This is a genomic window from Lactiplantibacillus herbarum (genome assembly GCF_001039045.1).
Taxonomy (GTDB): domain Bacteria; phylum Bacillota; class Bacilli; order Lactobacillales; family Lactobacillaceae; genus Lactiplantibacillus; species Lactiplantibacillus herbarum.
This window is the reverse complement of sequence record NZ_LFEE01000034.1, coordinates 1-7,210: the sequence shown is the minus strand read 5'-3', so window position 1 is coordinate 7,210 and position 7,210 is coordinate 1. Positions and strand designations below refer to the sequence as shown.

The following is a 7,210-nucleotide window of genomic DNA, read 5'->3' as shown; positions in this document are numbered from 1 at the left end:
TCATTGAATAATTAACTTTCAACCTTTAGTCAAAGATTGAAACGCAACGTAGAACAGTATAAATTATAGAGAATGAGATTAATGTTGCAGATATAAGAGTGGTTTAGACATTAGGAGGGAGTTGCCCATGCAACCAGATTTTTCAATTGGCCAGTTGGCTCAGCTATTTGACGTTCCGGTAGCAACCTTACGCTATTATGATGAGATCGGTTTACTGAAGCCGGCGCGAGTTGATCCGAAAAGTCACTATCGGTATTACGCAACGGAACAGTTTGAACGGTTGAGCACGATTAAGTACTTCCGGGCGTTAGGGGTCTCGTTAACGGCGATTGCTGATTTCTTTGCGGCTAGGGAACTACCTAAATTAACGACGCTGCTGACCACACAGTCTGAGCAAGTTGAACAACAATTGCAATTGCTACAGGCGATCCAGCAACGAATCAAAAATCGGTTGGCTCAAATTAAGACGGCGCAAATCGCAACTTATAACGTGACCGAACTCGTTCAGCTACCCGTGCGAACAATGGTGGCGCTGCAACAACAGTACCGACCACAAGATGATATTGAGTTAGTAATTGCCAAATTACGTGAACAATATGGGTTAGCGAACAGCATCTTTTTAGGTAAAATAGCATTGATGATCGATCAGCAGCAATTACAAGCGGGTCAGTTTGATCAATATACAGGCATCTGTTTGCTCTTTGAAGCAGGGGATCAGCTACCTGCTCAGCAACAACAGTTATCAGGTGGAACCTATGCACAACTAACCTTTCGAGGAACTCATTTGGATGCGCCGCGTTATTATCAACAGTTAGTTGCTGACTGTCAGCGTTTAGGTTGGTCTATTCAGGGAGCTGCGATTGAAACGGCGCTGATTGATTACGGGATTACAGATCAGGTAGAACAGTCGGTGACGCGAATCCAATTACCAATTAAGAATTGACTCTCAAGTAGCTTGAGACTTTATACTGAGTAATATTCAGTAAGTGGGAGTGAGTTTTATGATTGGAACGTTTTTTAATGTTGGGATGATTTTACTTGGCTGTACGATTGGGACGGCGTTTAAACGGGGAATCAAACCGGCCTACCATGATATTTTGATGCAGGCACTAGGACTAGCAGCTTGTGTGATTGGGATCAACGCGGTTGTTCAGCGGATGCCACAGAGTAAGTATCCAGTGCTTTTTATTGTTAGCTTAGCGGTGGGCGGTTTAGTGGGGCAAGCACTTGATATTCAAGGCCACTTCGATCGCTTAGTCAAACGATTCTCCGGTGGTAACCTAGCCGAGGGATTAGCAACGGCAGTATTGCTGTACTGTATTGGCTCGCTGTCAATTTTGGGGCCGATTGAAGCTGCACTTAAACACGATTACACTTTTTTGTTTACGAATGGGATGCTTGACGGGATTACGTCGATTGTATTGGCAGCCACGTTTGGTTTTGGTATCGCGATTGCGGCGGGCGTGGTGTTCTGCTGGGAAGGCAGGATCTACGTGCTAGCGCTGTTGTTAAAAGGGGCACTTAGCACGGTGCTACTGAATGAGATTACCATCGTTGGTGGGATTTTGATTCTGGCATCGGGTCTAGGTTTGTTGAAGATTAAACAGATCAATACGCTCAATTTGTTACCAGCACTGCTGGTTCCACCAATTGTGATTGGTGTGATGCAATTGTTTTAAAAGCGTGTGGTACCGGACAGTTGGTTTGTGAATCGTTCCTGATGTTTCGCTAAATAAACCACTTCAGAAATTTCTGGAGTGGTTTATTTGAGTACTGCTCGCAATTCGCTTTTAGATTAAATGATGCTTGATTCGAAATTCCTGACGATTGTGTTCTAAATGTTGATGGATTCGGTCAACTAGTAATCCCTTGGGAATAGTTGTATCCGTATTAAGTGGTGACGCTGGAAAACGTTCGTCAATATCAATGCTGTCTGGTGTGATCGCTTGATTGGCGACTAAGGCAACGGCCAAACTAGTCGGGGTATGTTGATACATCAGGTCATTGCGAATCGCAAATTTAACGTTGAGCTGGCTAGCTAGTTTGATGTAACGGTTGAGGATATCTTCATCCAATAGACCGTGCAGCAGTAGCTGGTAGTCCGAATGCAACTGCATTTCGCTGGTCAGCTCGGTTGAGTAATCACGAATTAGCGCCTGTGTAAACGTGATTCCGAGATCGATTCGTTCGTGAAACGTCCCTAAGTTCCGATGTTGCTCATCGGGATTAAGTACGGGAGTTCCGAAGATTGCGGACTGAAGGTGCTGATCCATTTGATCTTCAGTATTTGACATGCCAATCAAGTCCTTTCAAGACAACACATGATATACGTCGGTATTATTACTATATATTGTAGTAAAGAAAGCGCTTTGATTAACTTAAGATTTTCTAAAGAAAACTGGTGTAGTAATGAAAGGTTGACTTGAATCTAGGTGATAATCAGGTTAGATAACGACATTTTATAACGCCCAACCAGGAAAATAAACGATAGATTGTTAGGTTAGCAGACGGACTTTTGATAACCATTTTAGTTAGTAACGAGCCGTAGAACGTGGTAAGCTGTGGTAGTCAGTTACCCAATAGCTGAGAGCGTGAGATGTCATACGGGTATTGGGTTAACGCTATATGATTTGATTTGTAAAATACAGCCAACAAGGGTGATTTATCCCGTAGTGCATGGTATGATATGTTCCAGGGAATATTAGTAGAATGATTTATGGGAAAGCAAATATAGAAATGGATGATACAGATGCCAAGACATTTACGGAAACAGCGACGCTGGTCACTGATCATAATTGTCATGGTGCTTTTGGGGGTCATCGGGGTAACGATTACACAGGCTACTGATTGGATCGACGCATCGTTTAAAGACAAGCAAACGACAACGGCCCAATCAAGTTCGAGCTCAAGCTCGCAAGTGAAATCGAAATCAGTTAATCAGGTCAAGCTCAATGTGCCTCTGGTTAACCAGATGACAACACCACGACTATACAACGGTTGCGAGGTCTCAGCGTTAACGATGCTGATGAACTACGCAAATATCAACGTCACAAAGAATCAGTTAGCAGCAAAATTGACGAGTGTGCCGCTGACGTATGACAACGGGGAACACGGTAATCCTAACTATGGTTTTGTCGGGGATATCAGCGGGGACAATCCAGGATTAGGTGTTTATCATGAACCAATCTATAAATTGGCTAAGACGCAAACTAGTCATGTCAAGGATTTGACGGGTTCAAGTTTTGATACGGTTATCAAGCAATTAGAACTAGGTCGACCAGTCTGGACGATTACGACGGTTTCGTTTGCACCAGTCAGCACGATGCAAACTTGGGATACGCCTCAAGGTTCAGTCAAGGTGACTTATGACATGCATAGCGTGGCGATTGTTGGTTTTAACCGGACCAAAAAGTTAATCTATATCAACAATCCGTATGGCTATAAACAGCAAGCGGTTAGTTGGTCGAGTTTTAAAGCAGCTTATAACCAGATGGGCAAGCAAGCGATTGTGTTGACTTTGCCGCATTAGGAACGAAGGCTGTGACAGATGGCACCCTCGTTTAAAAGTGAGGGTGCCTTTTTTGATGGCTTAATGTCACTGGATTGAAGGCGGTCTAACGTTTTGGATAGGGATGCCAATGAATTGTTAACAAGCTGTAACTTAATTGAAACGTAATTGAAGTCGCTTTTTATAGAAATTGGCCTATTATTAAAGAGAACCAAGATGCTAAACTAGAAAACGGATTTACAACTGTTGTAGTCAGGTTGTTTCAATTGAGGACAATCCTGATCTCGTACATAAGGTCGTACAAAGTGAGATAGATGACAATTAAGACCAATGGTCGTTTGCCTACAGTACGATGGAAAATTTATTTGAGTAAGGTGTTAGTACGGCTAACAACTGTAATGGTGTAAGGAAATAAGGAGGACATTTTTTAATGGATTTTAAGCGCAAAGTTCAGTTAGGAATTGCTACGGCTACTGGTGCACTGATCTTAGGAGTTGTTGTGGTCCCATCGATTACGCACGGTCTATACGCGGCTTCAGACAATGTCAGTTCTGTAAGCCAAACGGCAGCGCCAACGACGGTGAAGGCTACTGATCAAACGGTTCAGGCAACTAGTGCCAGTGGAACCAAAGGTAATTATAGTGTTAAGTACGTCAATGCAGGTACTAGTTCAACAACGGCTACTTACAAGCAAACTGATTACAATACGAGTAGTGAGGCCAAGACCCAAGTGAACCCATTGACCAACACGCAGGGAAGTAGTGTTCAATTAAATTCTGGGACAACGGCTACGATGCAAGGGACGATGGGCCGTGTTTATGTCCATTGGAACACGGGTAATTGGTCAGTCACAACGATTGCGAACACTGAAGACGTTGCCTCGAACCCAGCTAAGTTTGCTAATCAGGTGAATAGTCAGCTTGAAAAGCAAAGTTTGACTGATAAGAGTGTGACCAGTGGTGCGGTTACCGTTTATAACACGACCCAAGACGGTCAAGCGAACACGGTTAAGTGGCAAGAGTCTGGACAAGTCTCACAGGTTCAGGGTCAACAGGCTAATACCGTTATCAAAATTGCGGCAGCCACTAAAAACTAATTAAGTGGCTTCAAAAATATAACTGAGTTCATCGTCCAGTACGGGATGGTGTGCTTAGTTATTTTTTTATTGGCTCTGATTATCTAAATGGGTGACTCTCAGTGGATAATAGACGGCTACGATTAGTTTTAAATAGTTGGCTGAGTCTTTAAAGAACATGCTGTAAACGCAATTGACATTTAGTGGGCAAGTGCTTATTATGATAGATAATATATAGAAAAGTAGTGATCGTTAATTAGTAGTGATTGATCCAACATTTTAGAGACTCGGTGGTGGTGTGAACCGAGATGTGGTCAACGACGAATTACATAACGTGAACTGCCCTTTGGCCGGATGACTTCCGTTACTAATCAATGAGCGATCACAGCGATGTGATAACTTGGGTGGTAACGCGGGAAAACCTCGTCCCTGTTTTTAGACAGGGACGAGTTTTTTGTTTTTCCGGTTTAAATGACGAGGAGGAACACAGATATGAACATTATTGATGATTTAAAATGGCGTGGTGCAATTAACCAACAGACGGATGAAGATGGTCTTAAAGAACTCTCTGAAACACAGGCCGTTTCGTTATACTGTGGGATTGATCCAACCGGTGACAGTATGCACATCGGACATTTGATTCCATTCATGATTCTCAAACGGTTCCAATTAGCTGGTCATCACCCATACGTATTAGTTGGTGGTGGGACCGGTGCGATCGGTGATCCATCGGGTAAGAATTCTGAACGTAAGTTACAAACGATGGACCAAGTTAAACATAATCAGGATGCCTTGAGTGCACAGATGCATAAGTTGTTTGGTGAGGATGAAAACTTCTCCATCGTAAATAACTACGATTGGCTCTCAAAAATCTCGTTGTTAGATTTCTTACGCGATTACGGTAAGTTATTCAGCGTGAACACAATGCTGAATAAAGAAGTCGTTGCGAGTCGGCTTGAAGTCGGCATCTCATACACTGAATTCACGTACCAAATTTTACAATCAGTCGATTTCTTACACTTAAACCGTGAAGAAAACGTCCAATTGCAGATTGGTGGCGCTGATCAGTGGGGGAACATTACAGCCGGAACGGACTTGATTCACCGTTTGGAAGGTAATGATGCGAAGGCATATGGTTTAACCATCCCATTACTATTGAAAGCTGATGGAACTAAGTTTGGTAAGACGGCTGGTGGGGCAGTATGGCTCAACCCAGAACGGACGTCACCATACGAATTCTACCAATTCTGGATTAATCAGGATGACCGCGATGTTGTGAAATACTTGAAGTACTTCACGTTCTTAAGTCACGAAGAAATCGATCGTTTGGCTGAAACGGTTAAGACCGCACCAGAAAAACGTGAAGCCCAACGTCGCCTAGCTGAAGAAGTGACTGAGTTCGTGCACGGCAAACAAGCTGTGATCGAAGCCCAGAATATCACTAAAGCGTTATTTACGGGTGATGTTCAACAATTGTCAGCGGATGAAATCGAACAGGGATTTAAGGGTGTACCGTCAGCAGACGTAACTGCCGAAAAGCAAAACATCATTTTATGGCTGGTTGACGCAACTAAGTTCGAACCATCACGGCGTCAAGCACGTGAAGATGTTAAGAACGGGGCAATTCGGATCAATGGTGAAAAAATCACCGATCTTGATGCAGAGATTGATCCAAGCACCGCGTTTGATGGTAAGTTTGTCATTGTACGTCGGGGTAAGAAACGTTACTTCTTAGCTCACGTTAAATAAATAAGGTTACTAACGGGACTGACTCCACTGGGGGTCGGTCTTTTTGTTAATAATGAAAGTCCTAGTTGTAGTAAAATTAAGCTTAAGTATTGAAAGCTTGATACGGCATAGGGAGGGCGTAAGCTATTGGTAAATGCTAGGTTTAATACACGAACAGTTGCAACGCTAGGCATGTTGATTGCGCTAAACGTGGTTATTTCAATTTTTTTCCATATTCCAATTCCAATGACGCATGGTTATATTAACTTGTGTGATGCGGGGATTTTTATTTCGGCGCTACTTTTTGGTCGTCGCGGTGGTGCAGTTGTTGGGGGAGCAAGTGGGTTATTACTGGATTTGTTGTTAGGCTATCCACAGTATATGTTCTTTTCACTGATCATTCATGGTTTAGAAGGTTGGTTAGCAGGATATTTAGGTGCTGGCAAAACCGGAAGTCGACAGGTACTAGCTTTGGTGACGGCCGCTGTTGTTATGGTGGGTGGGTATTTTATATCCGATTCAATCATGTATACGATGGCAACTGGGTTAATTGGGATTCCAACGAACTTGATTCAGGCGATTGTTGGGGGCATATTGGCCTTTCCAATTGTTGCGGGAATCCGACCGATAGTTAAAAGTCGGTTTAATATGTAGATTATTTAGTTTTAAGTGGGCTGAATAGCTACTAGTGTAGTTGGCTAGTGGCTGTTTGGTCCATTTTTTCGTTGGTACCAGTAATTGATTGATAAATTGTAATTAGTAGCGTTATTACGCACATATAATGAAGTGATTATGCAAAAATACGGATAAAATAAGCTGATTTTTCATATTTATGAAAAAAATTGAATAAAACCGTTGACACTTTCACACCTACTTGGTATATTAGTACACGTTGCTGC

General features: G+C 42.8%; 7 protein-coding genes and 1 other annotated feature. Of the genes, 6 read left to right on the top strand and 1 reads right to left on the bottom strand.

Going from position 1 to position 7,210, the window contains the following annotated elements; genetic code table 11:
- Positions 1-127 precede the first annotated feature (127 nt).
- Positions 128-943 (top strand): MerR family transcriptional regulator, encoded by an 816-nt coding sequence (locus tag ACG95_RS10340; protein ID WP_048000434.1) that lies wholly within the window; start codon positions 128-130, stop codon positions 941-943.
- A 58-nt stretch (positions 944-1,001) separates the two neighbouring features.
- On the top strand, positions 1,002-1,679 hold the full coding sequence (locus ACG95_RS10335; RefSeq protein WP_048000433.1) for a DUF554 domain-containing protein: 678 nt from the start codon (positions 1,002-1,004) through the stop codon (positions 1,677-1,679).
- Positions 1,680-1,790: 111 nt separating this feature from the next.
- Here the strand turns inward: ACG95_RS10335 and ACG95_RS10330 are convergent, their stop codons facing one another.
- Positions 1,791-2,294: a YueI family protein gene (locus ACG95_RS10330; protein ID WP_048000432.1), complete on the bottom strand. Its 504-nt coding sequence runs from the start codon at positions 2,292-2,294 to the stop codon at positions 1,791-1,793.
- 455 nt (positions 2,295-2,749) lie between these two features.
- On the opposite strand from ACG95_RS10330, the gene ACG95_RS10325 reads away from it, so the two are divergent.
- The 4 genes from ACG95_RS10325 to ACG95_RS10310 all read left to right on the top strand — a co-directional run bounded on the left by ACG95_RS10325 (position 2,750) and on the right by ACG95_RS10310 (position 6,965).
- Complete coding sequence (locus tag ACG95_RS10325) at positions 2,750-3,529, top strand: C39 family peptidase (protein WP_048000431.1); 780 nt, start codon at positions 2,750-2,752, stop codon at positions 3,527-3,529.
- Between the two features lie 409 nt (positions 3,530-3,938).
- A complete protein-coding gene (locus ACG95_RS10320) occupies positions 3,939-4,604 on the top strand; it encodes a hypothetical protein (RefSeq protein WP_048000430.1) in 666 nt (221 codons plus the stop codon).
- A gap of 215 nt (positions 4,605-4,819) precedes the next feature.
- Positions 4,820-5,017, top strand: a binding site (T-box leader).
- 58 nt (positions 5,018-5,075) lie between these two features.
- Positions 5,076-6,332, top strand: a complete 1,257-nt coding sequence (gene tyrS / locus ACG95_RS10315) for a tyrosine--tRNA ligase (protein ID WP_048000429.1) — start codon at positions 5,076-5,078, stop codon at positions 6,330-6,332.
- A gap of 171 nt (positions 6,333-6,503) precedes the next feature.
- A complete protein-coding gene (locus tag ACG95_RS10310) occupies positions 6,504-6,965 on the top strand; it encodes an ECF transporter S component (protein ID WP_048000435.1) in 462 nt (153 codons plus the stop codon).
- Positions 6,966-7,210 lie beyond the last annotated feature (245 nt).

What these genes read in the sequence shown, in the direction of transcription:
- ACG95_RS10325 (WP_048000431.1), top strand. Translation starts at nt 2,750, where the DNA reads ATGCCAAGACATTTACGGAAACAGCGACGCTGGTCACTGATCATAATT.
- tyrS (WP_048000429.1), top strand. Translation starts at nt 5,076, where the DNA reads ATGAACATTATTGATGATTTAAAATGGCGTGGTGCAATTAACCAACAG.
- ACG95_RS10320 (WP_048000430.1), top strand. Translation starts at nt 3,939, where the DNA reads ATGGATTTTAAGCGCAAAGTTCAGTTAGGAATTGCTACGGCTACTGGT.
- ACG95_RS10330 (WP_048000432.1), bottom strand. Translation starts at nt 2,294, where the DNA reads ATGTCAAATACTGAAGATCAAATGGATCAGCACCTTCAGTCCGCAATC.
- ACG95_RS10335 (WP_048000433.1), top strand. Translation starts at nt 1,002, where the DNA reads ATGATTGGAACGTTTTTTAATGTTGGGATGATTTTACTTGGCTGTACG.
- ACG95_RS10340 (WP_048000434.1), top strand. Translation starts at nt 128, where the DNA reads ATGCAACCAGATTTTTCAATTGGCCAGTTGGCTCAGCTATTTGACGTT.
- ACG95_RS10310 (WP_048000435.1), top strand. Translation starts at nt 6,504, where the DNA reads ATGTTGATTGCGCTAAACGTGGTTATTTCAATTTTTTTCCATATTCCA.